This is a genomic window from Paenibacillus ottowii, assembly GCF_006874425.1.
Taxonomy (GTDB): domain Bacteria; phylum Bacillota; class Bacilli; order Paenibacillales; family Paenibacillaceae; genus Paenibacillus; species Paenibacillus ottowii.
Genome location: NZ_VIJZ01000039.1, coordinates 1 through 1,178 on the forward strand (window position 1 = coordinate 1; position 1,178 = coordinate 1,178).

Below are 1,178 nucleotides of genomic sequence, written 5' to 3' on the forward strand. Positions count from 1 at the left end.
GAGTTTTCAGTTGGCCCGTAACCGTTATAGTACGCTACCTGATCCTTCCATTTATATACCAGCTCGGTGGATGAGGCTGAACCCGCAGTGAACAGAATACGCAGGTGCGGCATCCGCCCCGGCTCCAGATACACCGCATAAGTCGGCGGCAAAGCAGCCACGGTAATCCGGTGATCCGCCATATATTGCTCAAACCGCTCGTAGTTCAAAATCGTTTCTGTCGTTGGCACGTATAACGTGGCACCGCAGAACAGCGCCTGGAAGATTTCCCAGCAAGCCGCGTCAAACGAGTAGCTGGCAAATAGCAGCGCATGATCCGATGCACGAATCTGAAGTGTCTGATCAAAATACGTTTTCAGATTGCACAGTCCGTGGTGCTCCAGCATCACGCCCTTCGGCTGCCCGGTTGTACCCGACGTATAGATGACATACGCCAGATCATTTGGACCCGACAGCGGCTCCAGGTTGGAGCCATCCTCGTGATACACACTTTGTGCTCCATCCAGCATCAGCATGTTTCCATCGAAAGCTACTTTGTTCACCAGATGGCTTTGCGTCAACAACAGGTTCGCTCCCGAGTCGTCCAGCATGTAGCGGATGCGCTCTTCCGGGTAGGTCGGATCGATAGGGACATATGCGCCCCCAGCTTTCAAAATCCCGAAGATGCCCACGATCATGTCCACCGAACGCTCGGTCATCAGGCCCACCAGACGATCTTTCGTCACCCCTTGACTACGCAAGGTACGAGCCAGACGATTGGCGCGTTCATTCAGCTCGCGATAAGTCAGCTGCTCTCCCTCAAAGAACAAGGCTGTCTGCTCTGGTGTCTGCGCAGTTTGCGACTCGAACAAGCCGTGAATCGTTTGCTCGCTCGGATAGATTGCCGCTGTATTGCCCCAGACCTCAACGATCTGCTCACGCTCCTGCGCGGTTACCATACCCAGCTCCTGTACGGAGATGTTCGGATTCGCTATCACCTGCTCCAGCAGCTGCACCAGATGACCTCGAATTTGTTCTACACTTTCCCGTTCAAAGGCGAGGGCATTATAACCAAAGCTCATGTGAATGGTATTCCCCGGCAGTACTACCACGTTAAAGTCATAGTTGGTCTGCTCGACAGATTCGGTTCCTGTGATTCTGAAGCTGTCTTCCTCACTGCTGCCTAATTGCTCGATTTG

General features: G+C 53.3%; 1 protein-coding gene. It reads right to left on the reverse strand.

The window, feature by feature from the left end; genetic code table 11:
- Positions 1-1,178 (reverse strand): AMP-binding protein (locus FKV70_RS25805; RefSeq protein ID WP_142614973.1); only part of this gene is annotated, 1,178 nt, incomplete at both ends.